The organism is Roseateles sp. YR242, from assembly GCF_900109745.1.
Lineage (GTDB): Bacteria > Pseudomonadota > Gammaproteobacteria > Burkholderiales > Burkholderiaceae_C > Roseateles.
Genome location: NZ_FOAV01000001.1, coordinates 209,794 through 231,284 on the forward strand (window position 1 = coordinate 209,794; position 21,491 = coordinate 231,284).

Genomic DNA, 21,491 nt, shown 5'->3' on the forward strand with positions numbered 1-21,491 from the left:
AAAGCAAATGATCAAGCTCACGCAACTCGCGAAGGCCGCCACCCTGGTGGCCGTGCTCGCGGGAGCCGGTGCGGCCCACGCCGGTGAAGTCGAAGTGCTGCACTGGTGGACCAGTGGCGGCGAGGCCAAGGCCGCGACCGCCCTGAAGGCCCAACTGCAGAAGGAAGGCCATACCTGGAAGGACTTCGCCGTGGCCGGCGGCGGTGGTGATTCCGCCATGACCGTGCTGAAGTCGCGTGTGGTGTCGGGCAACGCCCCGGCCGCCGCCCAGATCAAGGGCCCGTCCCTGCAGGAATGGGCCGCTGAAGGCGTGCTCACCAACATCGATGGCGTGGCAGCGGCCGGCAAGTGGGATGAAGTAATCCCGCCGGTGGTGGCCAACATCATGAAGTACAAGGGCCACTACATCGCAGCGCCGGTCAACGTGCACCGCGTGAACTGGATCTGGATCAACCCCGAGGCGCTGAAGAAGGCCAATGCCAAGGTGCCCACCACCTGGGACGAGTTCTTCACCACCGCCGAGGCGCTGAAGAAGGCCGGCATCATCCCCGTGGCGCACGGTGGCCAGAACTGGCAGGACTTCACCACGTTCGAATCCGTCGCCCTGGGCGTCGGTGGCGTGGACTTCTACAAGAAGGCCCTGGTCCAGCTGGACCCTGCCACCCTGCAGGGTGCGCAGATGGAAAAGGTGCTGACCACCTTCAAGCGCATCAAGGACTACACCGACAAGAACGCCCCCGGGCGTGACTGGAACCTGGCCACCGCCATGGTGATCAAGGGTGAAGCCGGCATGCAGCTGATGGGTGACTGGGCCAAGGGCGAGTTCGTGGCTGCGGGCAAGGCTCCCGGCAAGGACTTCATCTGCGCCGCGGCTCCCGGCACGGCCAAGGCCTTCACCTTCAACATCGACTCGTTTGCGATGTTCAAGCTGAAGAACGCGGCCAACGAGAAGGCCCAGCAAGACCTGGCCACGGCCATCATGTCCCCCGAGTTCCAGGAACTGTTCAACCTGAACAAGGGCTCCATTCCGGTTCGTACCGGCATGAAGATGGACAAGTTCGATGACTGCGCCAAGCAGTCGTCGGCCGACTTCGCCGCTGATGCCAAGTCCGGCACGCTGGTGCCCTCCATTGCCCATGGCATGGCCGTTCCGGCCGCTGCCGAAGGCGCGATGAAGGACGTCGTGAGCCAGTTCTGGAACAGCGACAAGATGACCGCCAAGGAAGCGCAGACCCGTCTGGTCTCCGCCGCCAAGACGAAGTAAGTCCCACAGGGCGGCGCCTTCACCGGCGCTGCCCTGTTCTCCTTGCGGGGCCAGGCGGCCCCACCCGGACGCCCGGCCCCGCTCCCCGATCCTCTTGCAGTACCGCCGCCCAGCATGTCCGCCTCAAGAGCCCCGCGCAGTCCCTGGCTTCCCAAGCTGGTGGTGGCGCCCACGTTCCTCCTCTCCTTCCTCTTCATCTATGGGCTGATGGCCTGGAATGGCTATCTCTCGCTGTCCGCCTCGCGGCTGCTGCCCAACTACGAATTCGTCGGCCTGGACCAATACCGCACGCTGTTCGACAACGAACGCTGGTGGGTGGCCCTGACCAACCTCGGCATCTTCGGCGGCCTGTTCATCGCCGGCACCACCGCGCTGGGCCTGCTGCTGGCCATCCTGCTGGATCAGAAGATCCGCACCGAAGGCGTGCTGCGCACCATCTATCTGTACCCGATGGCGCTGTCCTTCATCGTCACCGGCACGGCCTGGAAGTGGATCCTCAACCCCGGCCTGGGTGTCGAGCACCTGGTGCAGTCGTGGGGTTTCGAGAACTTCCGCTTCGACTGGCTGGTGGACCCTGACCACGCCATCTACTGCGTCGTGATTGCGGGCATCTGGCAGTCCTCCGGCTTCGTGATGGCGCTGTTCCTGGCCGGCCTGCGCGGCATCGACGACTCCATCATCAAGGCCGCCCAGGTGGATGGCGCCTCGCTGTTCCGCATCTACTGGCGCATCATCATCCCGACCCTGCGTCCGGTGTTCTTCTCCACCGTCATGGTGGTGGCGCACATCGCGATCAAGAGCTTCGACCTGGTGATCGCGCTGACGGCCGGCGGCCCGGGTTATGCCACCGACCTGCCAGCGACCTTCATGTACACCATGGCGTTCTCGCGCGGCCAGATCGGCCTGGGTGCTGCCAGCGCCACCATGATGCTGGCCACTATCGCGGCCATCGTGGTCCCCTATCTCTATTCCGAGCTGCGTTCGAAGTCATGAGCGTTGTGATGAGCCCCGAGATGACCCCTTCCTCCTCCCCCACCGCGGCCCGCCCGCTCGCCACCGTCCGCAAGCCGGGCGGCCTGAGCTGGCAGCGCATCCTGCTGCTGCTGGTGCTGCTGGGCTTTGCCGGCTTCTTCCTGGCGCCGCTGTACGTGATGGTCAGCACCTCGTTCAAGACCATGGACGAAGTGCGCAACGGCACGCTGCTGTCCATCCCGATGAGCCCGAGCTTCGAAGCCTGGTCCAAGGCCTGGAGCAGCGCCTGCACCGGCACCGATTGCGGCGGCCTGAAGCCCTTCTTCATGAACTCGGTGTTCATGGTGGTGCCGGCCGTGCTGATCTCCACCGCACTGGGCGCCCTGAACGGCTACGTGCTGACCAAATGGCGCTTCCGTGGCAGCGAGCTGCTGTTCGCGATGCTGCTGTTCGGCGTGTTCATGCCCATGCAGGTGGTGCTGCTGCCGATGAGCCAGGTGCTGGGCACGCTGGGTCTGGCGAGTTCGGTGTGGGGCCTGATCCTGGTGCACGTGCTGGCCGGCATGCCGTCCACCACGCTGTTCTTCCGCAACTACTACGCCGGCCTGCCGGACGAGCTGATCAAGGCCGCCACGCTCGATGGCGCCTCGTTCTGGCAGATCTTCTGGCGCATCGTGGTGCCGCTGTCCACGCCCATCCTGGTCGTGACCCTGATCTGGCAATTCACCTCGATCTGGAATGACTTCCTCTACGGCGTCGTCTTCTCCGGCGCCGACAGCAAGCCGATCACCGTCGGCTTGAACAATCTCGCCAACACCTCCAGCACGGTCAAGGAATACAACGTGGACATGGCCGCAGCCCTGATCGCTGCGTTGCCCACGCTCGTGGTCTACGTCGTCGCTGGCAAGTATTTCGTGCGCGGCCTCACCGCCGGCGCCGTGAAAGGATAAGCAATGGGTGCGCTCACCATTTCCCAGGTCCGCAAGAGCTACGGCGCGGCCGACATTCTCAAGGGCATCGACCTCTCCATCGAGGCGGGTGAATTCCTGATCCTCGTGGGCCCGTCGGGCTGCGGCAAGTCCACCCTGCTGACGATGATCGCCGGCCTGGAGCACCCGACCTCCGGCAGCATCCACATCGCCGATCGCGACATCACCTACCTGCCCAGCAAGGAACGTGACATCGCCATGGTGTTCCAGAGCTATGCGCTCTACCCCAACATGAATGTGGGCCAGAACATCGCCTTCGGCCTGGAGATGCGCAAGGTGCCCAAGGCCCAGCGCGAAGAGACCGTGAAGCGTGTCTCCAAGATGCTGCAGATTGACCACCTGCTGGACCGCAAGCCCGGCCAGCTCTCCGGCGGCCAGCGCCAGCGCGTGGCCATGGGCCGCGCCCTGGCCCGGGACCCGAAGCTGTTCCTGTTCGACGAACCGCTGTCCAACCTGGACGCCAAGCTGCGCATCGAGATGCGCGCGGAAATCAAGCTGCTGCACCAGCGCACCAAGACCACCACCGTCTACGTGACCCACGACCAGGTGGAAGCCATGACGCTGGGCGACCGCATCGCGGTGATGCGTGAAGGCATGGTGCAGCAGTTCGGCACGCCGGAAGAGATCTACACCCGCCCGGCCAACCGCTTCGTGGCCGAGTTCATCGGCTCGCCGACGATGAACTTCGTCACCGCCGAGCGCCAGGAACAAGGGCTGCGCGCCCAGGGCCTGGCCCTGCCTGTCAATGCGCAGCAGCAGGCCTCGATTGCCGCCATCGCCGGCAATGGGGGTTGCCTGTATGGCCTGCGGCCCGAGCACATCCGCCTGGCGGATGACGGTGTGCCTGGCCAGCTGGTGATGATCGAGCCAACCGGCCCCGAAACCTACCTGCTGGTGGACACCCCGCTGGGCCAGATCACCTCGCGGGTGGCGGGCAACCCCCACCTGCATGTGGGCGACACCGTGCGCCTGCAATGGGCGGCAGAATCGGCCCACCTGTTCGACGCCGCCAACGAAAGGCGTCTGGCCTGAGACTGATACGATGAGTGCGATGCTTTCTCCCACGCTCCATGAGGCTTCGGCCCAAGGCCGCCTGCTGGCCGATGTCGGCGGTACCAACGCGCGCTTTGCCTGGCAGGCCGGCGCGCAGGCGCCGCTGACCGATGCCCGCACCTACGCAGCGGCGGACTATCCCAGCCTGCAGGCCGCCATCGAGACCTACCTGGCCGACACCGGACGCGCAGCGCCCGGCCTGGGCCCGGTGCAGGGAGCCATCGGCATCGCCAATCCCATCGTTGGTGACCAGGTCCACATGACCAACCACCACTGGTCGTTCTCCATCGAGGGCCTGCGCCGCTCGATCGGCATGCAACGGCTGGTGGTGATCAACGACTTCACCGCCCTGGCGCTGGCCCTGCCGACGCTGGCCCCGGAAGAAAAGCGCCAGATCCACGCCGGCCAGCCCGAAGTGGGCGGCGCCATGGCGCTGATCGGTCCCGGCACGGGCCTGGGCGTTTCTGGCCTGGTGGCGGCGGGAGATGGCAGCTATCGCCCCTTGCAGGGCGAAGGCGGCCATGTGACGCTCTCCGCCGTGACGCCCCGTGAGCAGGCCGTCGTGGCGGCGCTGCAAAAGCGGTTCGGCCATGCATCGGCCGAGCGTGCCGTCTCCGGCCAGGGGCTGGTGTGGATGTATGAAGCGCTCTGCGAGCTGGACGGTGTGCCCGTGCCGGCGGGCCTGGACGCGCCGAGCATCAGCGCCAACGCCCTCGCCCGCAGCGATGCGCGTGCGGACGAGACGCTGGAGCTGCTCTTTGCCTTCCTCGGTTCTGTCGCCGGCAACCTGGCGCTGACGCTGGGCGCCCGGGGCGGCGTGTACCTGGGTGGCGGTGTGCTGCCCCGGGTCATCGACCGCCTGGCCGGCTCCGCCTTCCATGAGCGCTTTGTCACCAAGGGCCGCTTCCGCGCCTACATGGAGACGGTGCCGGTCTATCTGATCGAAGCCAAGGAATCGCCCGCCTTGCGCGGTGTCGCGCAAGCCTTGCGGGACTGAACCCGGTTCAGTGCGGGCGGTAGGACATCAGTCCTTCGTCCTTCTCCGTGGGCGGCCGTCCGCCCCGCAGCCGAAGCCACAAGGTCTGGGCCACCACCACGCCTGCCAGGGCGAGTGCGATCCAGGCCGAGGTCTGTGCCCCGGCCAGGTCGTTGCGAGTCTGCTTCACATACACACCCACCAGCCCCCAGACCACTGCCACCACATAGGCCAGCGCCGGCCAGGCGCTCATGGGCTGATGCAGCCGGGCGATGGCCACCAGCAGCAGCAAGGCCGCCAGCGCCCAGAGCACCAGCGTCCAGGGCAACTGATCCGCAGTGGGAAGCAGCTGCTGGGCCACGATCACCTGTGCCGTGTTCAGGAAGGCGGCCAGGGACAACCAGCCGGCGTGCAGCCCCAGGGGCAGCAAGGTCATCCAGGCAGAGGCGCCAGCGGGCCGGGCATGTGCCACCAGCATCAGCGCCCATAGCAGGCAGATCAGCGCGCCCCAGATGATGGCCAGCGCCAGCCAGAACCAGCGCTGCGAAAACACCACCATCCAGCTGGCAGTCAGGGCGAAGCCCGCCGTCATCAGCACCAGGCAGCGATGCCGCACAGCCGCCAGGCCCGGCGCCGACACCGGGCGCTGGCCCCGCAGCGTCCACAAAGCCAGCAACAGGTCCAGCAGGAAGATCACGCCCCAGATGGAGAAGGCATAACCATCGGCCACCAGGAGTGTGGGGAATTGATCGGACAGCGTCTTGTTGTCAGGGCCGAAGCGCCCTTCCTGGGACAACCAGGCGATCACCGGCATGGCCAGGGCGGCCAGGGTCAGCAAGATCGGAAGCATGGGGAACCTCCACGGTGGATGGGTGCCTACGGAAACCGTCAGCGTACGCCAGACGAAAGGCAATCGCCGTTCCAAGGGGGCGAATCGGCGGCAGGCTTCACGAGACACTGGTCATCCATACAGCCTATGATGGCGTCCTCATGATGTCCCCCTCCTCCACGGTTCCCACGGTTCCCACGGTTCCCACGGCTCCCATGGCTTCCACGGCCTCCTCGGCGTTCCATGACGTCTTTGCCGAACTCAATGCGGATCAGCGAGCGGCGGTGGAGCACGGGTTGGATGACTCGAGTGCGGATGGTGCCTTGCTGGTCATCGCAGGCGCCGGTTCCGGCAAGACCAAGACCCTGGCGACGCGTGTCGCACGACTGGTGATGGCGGGCGCCGACCCGCAGCGCTTGCTGCTGCTGACCTTCTCCCGCCGCGCGGCGGGAGAAATGGAGCGGCGGGCGGGCCAGGTGCTGCATCGCGCGCTGGGCTTGCGGGCCACGCAGATGCCGCCGCGGTTCCCCTGGGCAGGCACCTTCCACAGCGTGGGTGCGCGGCTGCTGCGCGAATATGCCCAGCGCATTGGCCTGGACCCTCAATTCACCATCCTGGACCGAGCGGATGCCGAGGACCTGATGGGCATGCAGCGCCAGGCGCTGGGCCTGGCGGAAACCGCCGACCGGTTTCCCTTGAAGGCCACCTGCCTCAACATCTACTCGCGGGCCGTCAACAGCGAGGCGCGGCTGGACCAGGTGCTGCAGGAGCACTTCCCCTGGTGCTTCAGCGCGCACGACGCACTGCGCAAGCTCTTTGCCACCTATGTCGAGGAAAAGCAGCGCCAGCGCCTGCTGGACTATGACGACCTGCTGCTCTACTGGGCCGAGGTGATGGCGGAGCCGAGCCTGGCGCGGGAGATCGGCCAGCGTTTTGATCATGTGCTGGTGGATGAATATCAGGACACCAACCGGCTGCAGGCCACCATCCTCCACCGCCTCAAACCCGACGGCCGGCGGCTGACCGTGGTGGGGGACGACGCGCAGGCCATCTATTCCTTCCGCGCAGCCGAGGTCCGCAACATCCTCGAGTTCCCGTCGCGCTTTGAGCCTCCGGCACGGGTGATCACGCTGGAGCGCAATTACCGCTCCACCCAGGCCATCCTGGAGGCGTCCAACGCCGTCATTGCCCAGGCCAAGGAGCGCTACGCGAAGCAACTGTGGTCCGACAAGACCTCCGAGGAGCGGCCGCAGCTGGTCACCGTGGATGACGAGGCGCGCCAGGCCACCTGGGTGGCGGACCGTGTGCTGGAGCGCCGGGAGCAAGGCCTGCGGCTCAAGCGCCAGGCGGTGCTGTTCCGTACCGCCACGCACAGTGCGCCGTTGGAGCTGGAGCTCATCCGGCGCAACATCCCCTTCGTGAAATTCGGCGGCTTGAAGTTCCTGGAGAGCACCCATGTGAAGGACGCGCTGAGCGTGCTGCGCTGGGCGCAGAACCCCCATCACCGTCTGGCGTGTTTCCGCGTGTCGCAGTTGCTGCCGGGCTTCGGGCCGGCCAGTGCACGGCGGCTGGTGGACGCGGTGGATGGCGCGGCCGATATGTCCGCGGCCTTGCGTGCGTTTGACCCCCCGCGCGGCGCGGCGGCGGACTGGGCCGCGCTGAGCGAACTGATGCAGACCCTGCGGGACCAGCCGGAATGGCCGCTGGATCTTGAACGCAGCATCGACTGGCTGACGCCGCATCTGCACCGCCTGCATGAGGACGCCGCGATCCGCCTGGCGGACCTGGAACAGCTGGCGCGTATCGCCCAGGGTTACAGCAGCCGGGAACACTTCCTCACCGAATTGACCCTGGACCCGCCCGAAGCCAGCAGTGATGAATCGGGCGTGCCGCTCAAGGACGAGGACTACCTCATCCTCTCCACCATCCACTCCGCCAAGGGGCAGGAGTGGAATGCGGTCTACCTGCTGAACTGCGTGGATGGCTGCATGCCCTCCGACCTCAGTACCGGCGCACAGGCGCAGATCGAGGAGGAGCGACGGCTGTTGTATGTGGCGATGACGCGTGCCAAGGACCACCTGTCAGTGATGGTGCCTCAGCGCTTCTATGTCACGCAGCAGGCTCGGCACGGCGACCGTCACCTCTATGCCAGCGTGTCCCGCTTTCTGCCGGGCAAGGTCTCTCGCCATTTCGACAAGATGGGGCCGGCCAATGAACGGCAGGCGCCGCTGCCGGAGCTGCTCAAACCGGCGATGGATGTGGCAGCGCGATTGAAGAAGTGGTGAACACGCGCTGCTGGGGCTGACACTGTCGGTCCGCAGCGTGGGGCCTGATCCTCAGAATCGCCTGCCCGCGCCCCAGTCACCAATGTCGCACCGGCCTGAAAAGCCCGGTGTGCCCTTGATCTCGATCAGCCCGCTGTGGCGGTCGATGTCGATGGAAGGACGGCTCAGAAGATTGAGCCGGTAGCGGGCGGTAATGTGCGAGCGCGTGACCCGCAATTCGCTGAGGTTCCACCAGCCATGGTCCCCTTCCGCGTGCAGGGGCGGAATGAGCTTGCCGGTCAGGTGAATGCGGCCCATGCCTTCGCGAATTTCCACCTGCACGGCGGAGTTGAACTGCTCGTTGCCGGATTCGAAGCCGGTGGTGGGCTCATAACGGTGACTGCGGTGGTTCCACTCATAACCCGCGTGCGGCGTGTAGGTGAGACGGCTTCCTTCGCCGTAACAGACCAGGGTGAGCCTCTCGGGGTGGCTTTCAGGGGAGTACGGCTGGCGCCGTTGCGGCGGCGCGTCGGCGGGTGGTGCATCGTTCGAGGCGCCGCCGCCCTGGCAGGTTCGCTCCGGCACCCGCTGGATGCTGGCATAACGGCCGTCCATGGTAGACACGGACACGCATTGCCGCTGCCCATCACTCCACCAGAACGACCACGACTGGTCTCGGACCAGCGCCGAACGCACAAAGCGGTAGCCACGGGCCTGCATCTGGGTTTCTCCAGAGCTGCCACGCACGCCCACCAGATCGCTGAGTTCTTGCGGTACCTGGGCACGGGACGGTGAAGGCCAGGTGAGCGCGCACAGCGCAAGACCCAGGGCGGCGAGAGGGACGGCGACTTTCATGGCTGGGAGACTTTCTGAGGCAGGAGGACAGAATCGCCGCCAGCATGCCCTTGCCGCCTGGGGCCGTCGATGCCCCACACCGCTCGGCCCCACCCAAATAGGCCAGCGCGCCAACCGGCCGGCAACCGGCCGCCAACGTGCGTCAAGGGGCCGGCAAGGGGCCGGTGATGTCTTCGGAACCGTGCCAGCTGCCGCCCGCTCAATGCCGAGGCTCGATCCATCACCACCGCTGGCGTGGATTCCCGATGGCCACCCGGCGCGGGGCATTGATCAAATCTACCCGGATGTGCCAGTCGAAAAACGGGCGTGGCCCGCTCAGGACACCAGCATGCCCTGCGCGATCAGGCCGCGCTCCATCGCAATGCTGGCCGCTTCGGTGCGGGTTTCGGCATCCAGCTTGCTGAGAATGGCCTTCATGTGGGCCTTGACCGTGCCGGCCGAAATGTCCAAAGCCAACGCCACGCCTTTGTTGCTCTTGCCGCGTGACACCAGGCCGAGCACCTGCTGCTCACGGTCGGTCAGCGTGGAGCGCGCCATGCTGGCGGCGATGCGCTGGGCGGCCATGGCGCTGAGGTAGCGAGAGCCCCGCGCCAGCTGGCGGACGCCGGACACCAGGTCCTGGACGTTGCAGCCGAGCTCCAGGTAGCCCTCCACGCCCGCCTCCAGTGCCGAGCGGACTTCATGCTCGCGGTCATTGGCGGTGATCACCAGCACCTTGGGCGCCGGCGCATGACGCTCACGCGGCGAAGTGCGGCTAGCGACCAGATTCAGGCCCCGCTCATAGTCGGCCACCACGATGTGCGGGCCTTGCGCCGGCCGCCCGTCGGTCTCGACGACGTCAATGTCCACCTGCTGCGACAACACCGTGCTCAAGCCAATGGCCACCAGCGGGTCGGTGTAGGCGACGCTCACCTGGATACGTTGCGTGGGCCAATTCAACATGGTGACAACTCCTTCGGAAAACTCATGACCGCCATGTTCGCGGCATCCCCTCGCGGCGGCGAGTGATGACTTGTGAAGCCTTGTTTACCCCTGCAGTAGTCGCCACCTCCCCATATGGGGAGGTGGGCGCCCGCCTTCCCGGCTACTCGATCTCAGGAAAGCCGTGGAGGCACCTGGGCCCCTCCCATTTTGGAGATCACGTCCGGGTGAGAGAGACGCAGACTTCGGGCCGAGGTCGGGTGCACAACCCGATTCGTTGATCACCGTTTCACCACAAGGACACCCCATGGCCATCACCGCTACCCCGACCCCCGGCGCCGGACTCGTCTCGCCCAAGGACCACACGCTGATCCTGATCGACTTCCAGTCGCAAATGTCGTTCGCCACGAAGTCGATCGATGCGGTCGAGCTGCGCAACAACGCCGCCCTGATCTCCAACGCGGCGGCGGGCTTCAAGGTGCCGACCATCCTGACCACCGTCGCCGAAAAGAGCTTCTCCGGCCCAATGTACGAGGAGATCACCTCCGCCTTCCCCGGCCAGGAACTGATCGACCGCACCTCCATGAACACCTGGGAAGACGCCAACGTCATCAAGGTGGTGAACGCCATCGGCAAGCAACGCATCGTGCTGGCGGGCCTGTGGACCTCCGTGTGCATCGTCGGCCCGGCCCTGTCGGCCATCGAGCAGGGTTTCGAGGTCTACGTGATCACCGACGCCTGCGGCGACGTTTCCACCGAAGCCCATGAGCGTGCCGTGCAGCGCATGGTGCAGGCGGGTGCCCGCCCGATGACCTCCCTGCAGTACCTGCTGGAGCTGCAACGTGACTGGGCCCGCACCGAGAGCTACGACATGACGACCGGCATTGCCAAGAAGTTCGGCGGCGCCTATGGCCTGGGCATCACCTACGCCAAGACCATGTTCAACGCCCACGAGGGCTGAACGCTCCCCTGCCGGCTGACGCCGGCCTCCTCAGGGAGCGAATCCGGTGGACCTGGCAGCGCCGGTTCCACGGGTTGCTTGAGGAAGCCCCGGAGGCGCTGGGCGCCACGGGGCGCTTGCGATGCGGTGCTGTGATGCAGCGCAAGACTTTTTTCTGGTCGAGGTGTGTTTGATGAAACCTTATCTGGTGTCGCTGGCCGTCGGCCTGCTGGTGGGCGTGATCTACGCCTTGTTCAACGTGCGCTCGCCCGCGCCGCCGGTGATTGCGCTGGTGGGCCTGCTGGGCATCCTGGTGGGTGAGCAGTTGCCCCCGCTGGTGAAGAAGATGGTCCAGCGCGACCCGTCCACCCAGGTATCCTGGCTGCAGCACCAGGTGAAGCCGCACATGTTCGGCCAACTGCCCAAGTGCGCGGATGTCCCCCCCACACCCACGGTCGCTTCGGCGGCCGCTTCCACTGCGGAGATCCGTCATGGCTGAAGCCTCCACCGTCCACGCCGATCTGATCCTGCACCGCGGCCTGTTCACCACGCTCAATCGCGCGCAACCCACGGCCCAGGCCGTGGCCATCAAGGACGGCCGCTTCCTCAAGGTGGGCCATGACCAGGAGGTGATGGCCCATGCCGGCCCCCGCACCAAGGTCATCGACCTGCGCGGCAAGCGCGCCCTGCCCGGCCTGATCGACAACCACCTGCACATCATCCGCGGTGGCCTCAACTTCAACATGGAGCTGCGCTGGGACGGCGTGCGCTCGCTGGCCGATGCCATGGGCATGCTCAAGCGCCAGGTGGACATCACGCCCGCGCCGCAATGGGTGCGTGTGGTGGGTGGCTTCACCGAGCACCAGTTTGCCGAGAAGCGTCTGCCGACGCTGGAAGAACTCAACGCCGTGGCGCCCGATACGCCGGTGTTCATCCTCCATCTGTACGACCGGGCGCTGCTCAACGCCGCCGCGCTGCGCGCCGTCGGCTACACCAAGGACACGCCCGAGCCGCCGGGCGGCCAGATCACCCGTGACAGTCAGGGCAACCCCACCGGCCTGCTGCTGGCCAAGCCCAACGCCGCCATCCTGTACGCCACGCTGGCCAAGGGCCCCAAGCTGCCCCTGGAATACCAGGTCAACAGCACCCGCCTGTTCATGCGCGAGCTCAACCGCCTGGGCATCACTGGCGCCATCGACGCGGGCGGCGGTTTCCAGAACTATCCGGACGACTACGAAGTCATCGAGCAACTGGCCAAGGATCAGTTGCTGACCATCCGCCTGGCCTACAACCTGTTCACGCAAAAGCCCAAGCAGGAGAAGGATGACTTCCTGCGCTGGACGCAGGAGTCCAAGTACAAGCAGGGCGACGACTACTTCCGCCACAACGGTGCCGGCGAGATGCTGGTGTTCTCCGCCGCCGACTTCGAGGACTTCCGTGTCGAGCGCCCGGACATGCCACCCGAAATGGAAGGCGACCTGGAAGGCGTGGTGCGCATCCTGGCGGAGAACCGCTGGCCGTGGCGCATGCACGCCACCTATGACGAAACCATCAGCCGCGCGCTGGATGTGTTCGAAAAGGTCAACCAGGACATCCCTCTGGAAGGCCTGAACTGGTTCTTCGACCACGCCGAAACCATCTCCGAAGCCTCGATGGACCGCATTGCGGCACTGGGCGGCGGCGTGGCCGTGCAGCACCGCATGGCCTACCAGGGCGAGTACTTCGTCGAACGCTACGGCGCGGGCGCGGCGGAAGCCACCCCGCCGGTGCGCAAGATGCTGGACAAGGGCCTGAAGGTCTCGGCCGGCACCGATGCCACGCGGGTGGCCTCCTACAACCCCTGGGTGTCGCTCGCCTGGCTGATCACCGGCAAGACGGTGGGTGGGCTGCAGCTCACGCCGCAACGCAACTGCCTGGATCGTGAGCAGGCGCTGCGCATGTGGACCGAGAACGTCACCTGGTTCAGCAACGAGGAAGGCAAGAAGGGTCGCATCCAGGAAGGCATGCTGGCCGACGTGGTGGTGCCGGACCGCGATTTCTTCGCCTGCGCGGAGAGCGATATTGCCGGCACCTCGGCCTTGCTGACCGTGGTGGGCGGCAAGGTGGTTTGGGGTGCCGGTGAATTCACCTCCCATGACGAAACCGCACCGCCGCTGCCGTTGCCCGACTGGTCACCCGTGGGCCGATTCGGTGGTTACGCCGCCTGGGGCGACAAGGAAGGCCGCCCGCTGCAGGCGGCGATGAAGCGCAACCTGAGCTGTGACTGCGCCACCAGCTGTGGCGTGCACCAGCACAACCATGCCAAGTCCTGGGCCAGCAACGCGCCGGTGTCCGATCTGAAGAGCTTCTGGGGCGCGCTGGGCTGCGCGTGCTGGGCCGTATGAGCGCCGCGCTGTCAGACGTCACGGGCGCCACCGGACGGGGTACGCCCCGTGCCGGTGGCGTGAGTGGCGTGGTGCGCTGGATCGCCCTGCTGCTGCTGTGCGCCGCCTACCTGCAGGGCGGGCTGGTGAAGTTGTTCGACTTCCAGGGCGCCATCGGAGAGATGAACCACTTTGGCCTGGCTCCCGCGCCCTTGTTCGCCGGTCTGGTGATCGTGCTGGAGCTGGGCGCCTCGGCGCTCATCCTCAGCGGCCGTTGGCGCTGGCTCGGGGCCCTGGCCCTCGCGGCCTTCACGGCGGCGGCCACCTTCATGGCCAACCGCTACTGGGACGCCAGCGGGCAGGAGCGCTTCATGCTGATGAACAGCTTCTTCGAGCATTGGGGCCTGGTGGGGGGCTTCCTCTATGTGGCCTGGGCCGATTGGCAGGAGCGGCGCGCCGCCGCCCATGTCCCCCACTAGCCTCTCTAGCGAACCTCTGCATCACGCCTCGCGACCGAGGTTCCCTAGCCCTGAATCACCACCCGCCTGTTGAGTTTTATCAACTTGCCGGCCGGTTTCCCCACCAGAGGGAGACCGGCCCTGCCAGTCCGGTCGGCGCTGTCGCCCTCCTCAGGGAGATGAGCCGCGCACCGTTCCTGGGCAGGATGACGGTTCGATGACCGCCAGCGGCGCAAGGACTTCATGAGCAGCACCCCTCCTCCCCCCCCTGATCCAACTCGCCCCGATGAATCAGGACACCTGAGCGACGCCGTTGGCGCGACGAAACCGCCCGTCACCGCCCTTTTCAACCACCTGCTGCCCTTGCCTGACGGCCGCCCCGGCACGCTGAATGGGTATCTGGCACGCGCCAAGGATCCGGCGGCGCCGGGGGTCGTGGTCATCCAGGAGATGCTGGGCGTCAACGCCGACATGCGCCAGGTCTGCGACCATCTGGCCGAACAGGGCTTTCATGCCCTGTGCCCCGACCTCTACTGGCGCCTGCGGCCCGGCGTGGTGTTTTCGGAGCACGACGCCAGCGAACGTCAGGACGCCCTGGCGCTGTCCCGCGCCTTTGATGTGGACCAGGGGGTCAATGACCTGCAGCACGTCATGGATTGGCTGCGCCAGATGGATGGCCAGCCGCGCAAGGTGGGCTGCATCGGCTATTGCCTGGGTGGCCTGCTGAGCTACCGGGTGGCGGCCTGTTGCCGCTCGGATGCGGCCGTCGTGTACTACGGGGCCGGTATCGAGCGTTATCTGGACGAAGCGGGTACCGTGGCCTGCCCCTTGATGATCCATCTGGCGGCGCATGACGAGTTCATCCCGCCATCGACCCAGGCCATCCTGACCCGGTCGCTGGCGCCGCTGCCCACCGTGGCGCTGCACCTCTACCGCGAAGCGCGCCACGGTTTTGCGCGCCGCGGGGGCCGCCATTTCGACCCGGTCGCGGCCGAACTGGCTGACGCCCGAAGCCTCCAGTTCCTGCGCAAGTATCTGCACTAAGGCAGGCTCTGCATCACTCCCGCGGCCGAGGTGGCCTTGATTCGGGATGGGGGCGCAAGGCGCAAACCACTTCGACCCATTGATTCACCGCCGTCCCCCCTTTTTTGTTGAGCCGGGAGCCCCATCTCCTGGGAGCGCCGCCCGCCATCTCCCTTTCGAGGCACCCCCAGCGCCCCCGGGTGATTCACCACGCCGGTGGCAGACCCCGGGGCTTCTGGGTACATTCGTCAGGTTTCGGATGGCGGGCGGCTTGCCTATGGGGGCGAGGCCTGCCCCCTTCTTTTATCCCTGGAGTCCGCCATGTCTCGCAAGACCCCTATCGAGCGCTATCGCAACATTGGTATTTCGGCTCACATCGACGCCGGCAAGACCACCACCACCGAGCGCATCCTGTTCTACACCGGGGTCAATCACAAGATCGGCGAGGTGCATGACGGCGCCGCCACCATGGACTGGATGGAGCAGGAACAGGAACGCGGCATCACCATCACGTCGGCCGCCACCACCTGCTTCTGGAAGGGCATGGACCTGTCCCTGCCCGAACACCGCATCAACATCATCGACACCCCGGGGCACGTGGACTTCACCATCGAGGTGGAACGTTCCATGCGGGTGCTGGACGGCGCGGTGATGGTGTATGACTCGGTCGGTGGCGTGCAGCCGCAATCCGAGACCGTCTGGCGCCAGGCCAACAAGTACAAGGTGCCTCGCCTGGCGTTTGTGAACAAGATGGACCGCGTGGGCGCGGACTTCTTCCGCGTGCGCCAGATGATGGTGGACCGCCTGCGCGCCAACCCGGTGCCTATCGTGCTGCCTATCGGTGCCGAAGACCAGTTCAAGGGCGTGATCGACCTGCTGAAGATGAAGGCCATCATCTGGGACGAAGCCTCCCAGGGCATGAAGTTCAGCTACGAGGAGATTCCCGCCGAGCTTCGCACCCAGGCGCAAGAGTGGCGCGAGAAGATGGTCGAGGCTGCCGCGGAGGCGGACGAGAGCATCATGAACAAGTATCTCGAGTCCGGTGAACTGACCGAAGAAGAGATCAAGAAGGCCATCCGCCAGCGCACCATCGCTGGCGAGATCCAGCCCATGCTGTGCGGCACCGCCTTCAAGAACAAGGGCGTGCAGCGCATGCTGGATGCGGTCATCGACTTCATGCCGTCGCCGCTGGACATTGCACCGGTGTCGGGCACGGACGATGACGATCAGCCGGTCATTCGCCACCGCACGGATGAGGAGAAGTTCTCGGCGTTGGCCTTCAAGCTGATGACCGACCCCTATGTGGGCCAGCTCACTTTCGTGCGGGTGTATTCGGGCATCCTGAAGTCGGGGGACTCGGTCTACAACCCCACCCGTGGCAAGAAGGAGCGTATTGGCCGGATCCTGCAGATGCACGCCAACCAGCGTGAGGAAATCAAGGAAATTCTGGCGGGTGACATTGCCGCCTGCGTGGGCCTGAAGGACGTCACCACGGGCGAAACCCTGTGCGACCCCGAAGCCATCATCACGCTGGAGAAGATGGTGTTCCCGGAGCCGGTGATCTCGCAGGCGGTCGAGCCCAAGACCAAGGCCGACCAGGAAAAGATGGGCCTGGCGCTGGGCCGCCTCGCGGCGGAAGACCCGTCGTTCCGTGTGCGCACGGACGAGGAATCGGGCCAGACCATCATTTCCGGCATGGGCGAACTTCACCTGGAAATCATCGTGGACCGCATGAAGCGCGAGTTCAGCGTGGAAGCCAATGTGGGCAAGCCGCAGGTGGCCTACCGCGAGACGGTGCGCAAATCGGTCACCGATGTGGAAGGCAAGTTCGTGCGCCAGTCCGGCGGCAAGGGCCAGTACGGTCACGTCGTGTTCTCGCTGGACCCGCAGGAGGCTGGCAAGGGCTTCGAGTTCGTGGACGCCACCAAGGGCGGCGTCGTGCCGCGCGAGTACATCCCCGCAGTGGAAAAGGGCGTCATCGACACCCTGCCGAACGGCGTGCTGGCCGGCTACCCGGTCGTGGACGTGAAGGTCACGCTGACCTTCGGTTCCTACCACGATGTGGACTCGAACGAAAACGCCTTCAAGATGGCCGCATCGATGGGCTTCAAGGAAGCCTGCCGCCGTGCCAACCCGGTCATCCTGGAGCCGATGATGGCGGTGGAGGTCGAGACGCCTGAGGACTATGCCGGCACGGTGATGGGCGATCTGTCCTCACGCCGCGGCATGGTGCAGGGCATGGACGACATGATCGGTGGTGGCAAGATCATCAAGGCGGAGGTGCCGCTGTCCGAGATGTTCGGTTATTCCACGTCGCTGCGTTCCGCGACGCAGGGGCGTGCCACGTACACGATGGAGTTCAAGCATTATTCGGAAGCGCCGAAGAATGTGGCGGATGCGATTGTGACGTCGCGGGCGAAGTAAACCGACGCAGACCGGCAAGCTCCGCAGACCGGCAAGCTCCGCAGAAGGGAGCGCCTCCACAGGCGCTCCCTTTTTTATTTTCCGGCGCAAGACCCGGCACCGCATCACCTGCGTGCCGGGCCCTGGCCAGCCAGGTTGGCAGCGATCAGCTCAGGTCGCAGCCGCTGGGGGTGGCCCAGGTGGTGCTGGGCTTCATGGCCTTGACGGTGGAGGTGGCCGTGATGCCGACATTGCTGGCACCGACCAGCGATTCCAGCTGGCTGATGCTGACGATGTAGCTGTCCAGCGTGCCCAGATTGGCACTGTTCGGGATGTACCAGCTGATGGCCTTGGTGGCGCCGGTGGTGGTGTCCGTCGTGATGATGGTCTTCCAGAAATAGTCAGGCGTGCGGATGCCGTGGGACGACAGGAAGAAGTCATTGCTGGCATCGTTGTAGACCAGGCCGCCATACACGTACACCGTGGCCAGATCCCGATAACACTCGGCCACGTTCTCGGCCTGCACCCAGATGCCCTGATTGAAACTGGAGACCTGCGGCACGATGTTGGTCATGTAGTTGGCCCGCTTGATGTAAGTGGTGCTGTAGTCCATGTGGTTGCTGGTGACCAGATGGCCACGGTCCCACCCTGTGGCCACGCTGGCATAGGAGGCCGTGGAAAGCTGGCCGTTGCAGCCGCTGGGCAGGTCGGGGTCCAGATAGAAGGTGGAAGGCCGGGCCGCACTGCCGGTGTCAGCGGTCAGCACATACTCGTAGCGAGTGGCCGCACGGTTGTCGCAATCGTAGGTGAGTGTGAATCCGCCTTTGGCCAATGTGACCGTGGTGGCGTTTGCGCAAATTGAAATAAATGAAAAAACGACCAGAAAGAAAAACTTGCGAGTCATGTCGATGCCTTGAAGAGTAGGTTTCTGAGAGACCTTCTTCGGTTGGCAAAGCCAGACGCGTGACGTCGCAATGTCGCGATCGATGATGGGGTATCGACTGCATTCCCTCGCCCGAACGCCGCAAAGACACGAACACGTGTCGGCTTGACCACGGGCCGCCAATGACGACGTATGGCGTCATTGACGTGAGGGACTGCCCCGGTTACCGGTCAGGTCGATGAGGCCAATCGTTTGCGAATGGCCGCAATTAAACATGCATGAGCCGTGCCAGTCGGGATAAACGTGTAGGTACGGTCCCGAGTCGCGAGATATATCTATTCATTCAATTCCCATTGCATTCCATGCAATGGCTTTCGGCAGTTGGGAAGGAATGACGCGGGCAATAACGAAATTCGCATGAGCCCGGCGTGATTTCTTATTTGCCAGGGCGGGCCTTGCAACGCGACCATCCGCAGCCCTGACCCGATGGTCACCACCTGCAAGGATCCCGCCCATGTTGAGTCTCCGCTTGAGCACCCGCGCCTGGCATGCCTGGATGGCACGCGCCACGGTGGTTGTCGCTGCCCTGACGGCAGCGCCTGCCGCCATGGCGGCCTTCAGCCTCACCACGCGCTGGGACAGCAATGACGCCACCAAGGTGCAGTACGAGGTCGACACCAATGCCGGCCTGGTGGTGAAGTTCCGGGCCTACGACAATGGCGTGAGCACCCAATCAGCGGGTGACATCTCCAGCCTGGTCTACAACGGGGTCCAGTACCAGAACCAGACCAAGGGGTCGCAGCTCAACTCCGGTGCCGACGGCCTGTTCAGCAACGTCTCCGCCGTCAGCGTATCGGCGGAAGTCATTTCCAGCACCGGCGCCGCAACACCGGCATCCACGGCGCAGAACGGCGTGCTCACCGGCGGCGCCTTCATCAAGATCACGGTCACCAGCAACAGCGCCAATGGGGGCGTGCTGAAGCACTACTACCTCCTGAAATCGGGCGAGTCGCGGGTCTACCTGGCCACCTGGTTCAGCGAGGAGCCCGATGTGCTGGGCCTGGTGCGTTACATCGTGCGGGTGCCGATTACGGCCCTGCCCAATGGCCCGGACGCCGGTGTTCCCGGTGGCCGTGCCAGCAATGGCACCTGGCCCCAGGACCTGCGGGGCACAGACACCACGGTCGAATCCAGCGACGTGTTCGGTTTCTCCAGCAGCAGCACCTATGCGGGGCAAACGCGCTCCAAGCACTACGCCAACCAGCGGCTCAAGGATTGGACCTACTTCGGCGGGCGCAATAGCGCGGGCACCGTGGGCCTGTGGTTCTACCGGGACAGCCATGAAGGCGGCTCCGGTGGCCCGTTCTATCGCAGCCTGCTCAACCAGATCACCAGCACCGACAACGAGCTGACCTACATCGTCAACTACGGGGAAGCGCAGACAGAGTCCTTCCGCCTCGGTGTGCTCAACAGCTACACATTGATCTTCAACGACGGCACCGCACCCACGGCACCGGACACCAGCTGGTTCTCCCTGGTGGGGTTGCAAGGCTATGTGGCAGCTTCCGGGCGGGGCGGCGTGGCCGGTGTGGGCTTGTCCGGCACCGATTCACAGTTTGTCTACACGGTGGGGCTGGCCAATGCGCAGGCGCAATACTGGGCCACCGCCAATCTCGCCAACAACGGCTTCTTCAAGGCCAGCGGCGTGCTTCCGGGCACATACACGTTGACGGTCTACAAGAACGAGCTGGCGGTCTACACGGGCACAGCCACCGTCACGGCGGGCAGCACCACCTCGCTCAACACGATTGCCATCAGCGGTGATCCGGAAGCGGCCAGCGCGGTCTGGCGCATCGGCCAATGGGATGGCACGCCCACCGACCTTCGCAACGGGGACAAGCTGACCACCACCCATCCTTCGGATGTCCGGTTGTCGAGCTGGGCTCCCGGCACGTTCACGGTAGGCAACTCGGCGAACACCGACTTCCCGGCCTACTTCTGGCGCGACATCAACAGTGGCCAGGTGGTGCAGTTCACACTGACCAGTGCGCAGATCAAGGACACCACGGTGCGCATCGGCATCACGACAGCCCGCGCCAACGGCCGCCCGGCCATCAGCGTCAACAGCTGGACATCGGCCAACCCGGCCGCTTCCACGCAGCCTTCGACCCGCACGCTCACGGTGGGCACCTATCGAGGCAACAACACCACCTACAGCTTTGCAGTGCCGGCCAGTGCCCTGGTGGTGGGGACCAACACGCTGACCATCAACGCCATCGGCGGCGGATCGGCCACCGGTTACCTGTCGCCATCGTTCTCGGTGGATGCGGTGGATTTCCTCCAGTGAGTGGCGCGCTGATTGGTCTTGCGTGGACCCGGTCTTGCGGGGGCTCGGGCATGAGTGCCCCGTTCCCGACCCGGGTGTCCCGCCGCCATGCATGCCTGTCGCTGGCGGCAGGCCTGTTCGCACTGCCGTGTCGCACCGAGGCGGCGAGCATTGACAAGCCGCCCGCGCCGAGCACGCGCCGTGCCACCTTGTTCATCGTCGGTGACTCCACGGTGCGCAGTGCCGGCCGTAACAGCCAGTGGGGCTGGGGCGAGCGGCTGGCGCCCTGGTTTGACCCGGACCATGTGCAACTGGCCAATCACGCGATGGCCGGGCGCAGTGCCAGGACCTTCCTGCGTGAGGGCCGCTGGGCCACGGTGAAAGCCCAGTTGCAGCCCGGGGACCTGGTGCTGATCCAGTTTGGCCACAACGATGGTGGCCCTGTGGGCGACCCGGCGGCCAAGCAGCGTGGCGCGCTACCGGGGACCGGCGACGAGACTCAGGCAGAAGACCTGCCGGATGGCACGGTGGAGACGGTGCGGACTTTTGGCGCGTATCTCTCGCAATATCTGCGCGAAACGTTGCAGGCGGGCGCCCTCCCCGTCGTCCTGTCGCCCATCCCGCACAAGGATCACTGGCAAAACGGCCGGGACTTTGCAGACATCGCCGCGTGGGGCCAGGCGGTGGCTCAACGGGAAGGTGGCCTGTTCCTGGACCTCACCCTCGCCATCACCGAGGCCTACCAGGCCTTGGGGCCAGCCCAGGTCGAGCCACTCTTCGCCGATGCCAACACCCACACCAATGACGCAGGCGCCAAGCTCAATGCGGCGTGCCTCGCTGGCCTGCTCCGGGGCCTGCCCGATGCCGTGGTGTTCCCAAGACCCCGGTCCAGGCCGGTCAGCGATTCCCAAGGAAGCGCTGCATCAAGCTCCATGGCCGACACGGCACCGCTTTGAGACCCACCGCCAGACA

The 21,491-nt window shown here is 65.4% G+C and carries 18 protein-coding genes; 14 read left to right on the plus strand and 4 right to left on the minus strand.

Translation table 11 applies throughout. From position 1 onward, the window contains the following. The first annotated feature begins 7 nt into the window (after positions 1 to 7). The 5 genes from BMY53_RS00940 to glk all read left to right on the plus strand — a co-directional run bounded on the left by BMY53_RS00940 (position 8) and on the right by glk (position 5,275). Complete coding sequence (locus BMY53_RS00940; RefSeq protein ID WP_092942622.1) at positions 8 to 1,264, plus strand: ABC transporter substrate-binding protein; 1,257 nt, start codon at positions 8 to 10, stop codon at positions 1,262 to 1,264. Positions 1,265 to 1,378: 114 nt separating this feature from the next. Further along, positions 1,379 to 2,257 (plus strand): carbohydrate ABC transporter permease, encoded by an 879-nt coding sequence (locus BMY53_RS00945; RefSeq protein WP_092942625.1) that lies wholly within the window; start codon positions 1,379 to 1,381, stop codon positions 2,255 to 2,257. Between the two features lie 20 nt (positions 2,258 to 2,277). Further along, complete coding sequence (locus BMY53_RS00950) at positions 2,278 to 3,186, plus strand: carbohydrate ABC transporter permease (protein WP_092943693.1); 909 nt, start codon at positions 2,278 to 2,280, stop codon at positions 3,184 to 3,186. Positions 3,187 to 3,189: 3 nt separating this feature from the next. Then, positions 3,190 to 4,257 carry an ABC transporter ATP-binding protein gene (locus tag BMY53_RS00955; RefSeq protein ID WP_092942628.1) on the plus strand — a complete coding sequence of 356 codons (1,068 nt, stop codon included), beginning with the start codon at positions 3,190 to 3,192 and terminating at the stop codon, positions 4,255 to 4,257. A 10-nt stretch (positions 4,258 to 4,267) separates the two neighbouring features. Then, a complete protein-coding gene (gene glk, locus BMY53_RS00960; protein WP_255369971.1) occupies positions 4,268 to 5,275 on the plus strand; it encodes a glucokinase in 1,008 nt (335 codons plus the stop codon). 7 nt (positions 5,276 to 5,282) lie between these two features. On the opposite strand, the gene BMY53_RS00965 is transcribed toward glk, so the two are convergent. Then, positions 5,283 to 6,104: a hypothetical protein gene (locus tag BMY53_RS00965; protein WP_092942635.1), complete on the minus strand. Its 822-nt coding sequence runs from the start codon at positions 6,102 to 6,104 to the stop codon at positions 5,283 to 5,285. Positions 6,105 to 6,244: 140 nt separating this feature from the next. Between BMY53_RS00965 and BMY53_RS00970 the strand changes: the two genes are divergently transcribed. Then, positions 6,245 to 8,368: an ATP-dependent helicase gene (locus BMY53_RS00970; RefSeq protein WP_404947844.1), complete on the plus strand. Its 2,124-nt coding sequence runs from the start codon at positions 6,245 to 6,247 to the stop codon at positions 8,366 to 8,368. A 51-nt stretch (positions 8,369 to 8,419) separates the two neighbouring features. On the opposite strand, the gene BMY53_RS00975 is transcribed toward BMY53_RS00970, so the two are convergent. Together BMY53_RS00975 and BMY53_RS00980 are read right to left on the minus strand one after the other, a co-directional pair. Further along, a complete protein-coding gene (locus BMY53_RS00975) occupies positions 8,420 to 9,202 on the minus strand; it encodes a hypothetical protein (protein ID WP_255369972.1) in 783 nt (260 codons plus the stop codon). Between the two features lie 315 nt (positions 9,203 to 9,517). Beyond that, positions 9,518 to 10,144 carry a response regulator transcription factor gene (locus tag BMY53_RS00980; protein ID WP_092942644.1) on the minus strand — a complete coding sequence of 209 codons (627 nt, stop codon included), beginning with the start codon at positions 10,142 to 10,144 and terminating at the stop codon, positions 9,518 to 9,520. Positions 10,145 to 10,430: 286 nt separating this feature from the next. Here BMY53_RS00980 and BMY53_RS00985 point away from each other — a divergent pair, with 286 nt between their 5' ends. The 6 genes from BMY53_RS00985 (at position 10,431) to fusA (ending at position 17,331) form a co-directional block, all read left to right on the plus strand. Beyond that, the gene (locus BMY53_RS00985) at positions 10,431 to 11,084 is read left to right on the plus strand and encodes a hydrolase (RefSeq protein ID WP_092942647.1); all 654 of its coding nucleotides are present in this window, start codon (positions 10,431 to 10,433) and stop codon (positions 11,082 to 11,084) included. Positions 11,085 to 11,256: 172 nt separating this feature from the next. Then, positions 11,257 to 11,562, plus strand: coding sequence for a XapX domain-containing protein (locus BMY53_RS00990; RefSeq protein ID WP_092943695.1), 306 nt, complete (start codon positions 11,257 to 11,259; stop codon positions 11,560 to 11,562). After that, positions 11,555 to 13,447, plus strand: a complete 1,893-nt coding sequence (locus BMY53_RS00995) for an amidohydrolase (protein WP_177200655.1) — start codon at positions 11,555 to 11,557, stop codon at positions 13,445 to 13,447. The genes BMY53_RS00990 and BMY53_RS00995 overlap by 8 nt, the downstream gene beginning before the upstream one ends. Further along, entirely contained in the window at positions 13,444 to 13,905 is a 462-nt protein-coding gene (locus BMY53_RS01000) for a DoxX family protein (RefSeq protein ID WP_092942653.1), read from the plus strand. The genes BMY53_RS00995 and BMY53_RS01000 overlap by 4 nt, the downstream gene beginning before the upstream one ends. A 222-nt stretch (positions 13,906 to 14,127) precedes the next feature. Next, positions 14,128 to 14,928, plus strand: a complete 801-nt coding sequence (locus BMY53_RS01005; RefSeq protein WP_092942656.1) for a dienelactone hydrolase family protein — start codon at positions 14,128 to 14,130, stop codon at positions 14,926 to 14,928. A 300-nt stretch (positions 14,929 to 15,228) separates the two neighbouring features. Next, complete coding sequence (gene fusA, locus BMY53_RS01010) at positions 15,229 to 17,331, plus strand: elongation factor G (protein ID WP_092942659.1); 2,103 nt, start codon at positions 15,229 to 15,231, stop codon at positions 17,329 to 17,331. A 145-nt stretch (positions 17,332 to 17,476) separates the two neighbouring features. Here fusA and BMY53_RS01015 read toward each other — a convergent pair whose 3' ends face one another. Next, the gene (locus tag BMY53_RS01015) at positions 17,477 to 18,214 is read right to left on the minus strand and encodes a DNA/RNA non-specific endonuclease (RefSeq protein ID WP_092942662.1); all 738 of its coding nucleotides are present in this window, start codon (positions 18,212 to 18,214) and stop codon (positions 17,477 to 17,479) included. Between the two features lie 493 nt (positions 18,215 to 18,707). On the opposite strand from BMY53_RS01015, the gene BMY53_RS01020 reads away from it, so the two are divergent. After that, positions 18,708 to 20,540: a rhamnogalacturonan lyase B N-terminal domain-containing protein gene (locus BMY53_RS01020; RefSeq protein WP_092942665.1), complete on the plus strand. Its 1,833-nt coding sequence runs from the start codon at positions 18,708 to 18,710 to the stop codon at positions 20,538 to 20,540. A 50-nt stretch (positions 20,541 to 20,590) separates the two neighbouring features. Beyond that, positions 20,591 to 21,475, plus strand: a complete 885-nt coding sequence (locus BMY53_RS01025) for a rhamnogalacturonan acetylesterase (RefSeq protein ID WP_092942668.1) — start codon at positions 20,591 to 20,593, stop codon at positions 21,473 to 21,475. Positions 21,476 to 21,491 lie beyond the last annotated feature (16 nt).